Source organism: Vibrio sp. 10N.222.49.A3, from assembly GCF_041475145.1.
GTDB classification, from domain to species: domain Bacteria; phylum Pseudomonadota; class Gammaproteobacteria; order Enterobacterales; family Vibrionaceae; genus Vibrio; species Vibrio tasmaniensis_A.
Window position 1 is genome coordinate 1 of the sequence record NZ_JBFRVM010000320.1, and the last position, 330, is coordinate 330.

Annotated in this window: 1 protein-coding gene; it reads right to left on the reverse strand. The window is 47.0% G+C overall.

All coding sequences use genetic code 11. The features are described 5' to 3' along the window. Positions 1–22 precede the first annotated feature (22 nt). Positions 23–330 (reverse strand): JAB domain-containing protein (locus AB4589_RS25360; RefSeq protein WP_372101953.1); only part of this gene is annotated, 308 nt, incomplete at its 5' end.

Sequence of the window (330 nt, forward strand, 5' to 3'; positions counted from 1 at the left end):
GAGAGACATTTTTCACTAATGGTTATATCCAACCACGCTCCGCAAACGACACCACATCTTCAAAAGACACCACAAAGTGATCGAGTACTCGAATATCAACCAAGGCTAACGCATCGGTCAGTCGTCGAGTAATACGTCGATCGGCTTGACTGGGTGTGGCATCACCGCTGGGATGGTTATGATAAAAAATGACTGCACTTGCGTTTGTGGCCAGTGACTCTTTAACCACTTCACGCGGGTAAACGGAGGCGGCGTCAATGGTGCCGTTAAACATCTCTTTAGTGCGTAAAACTCGATGCTGACTATCAAGAAAGATCACCCCAAACACTT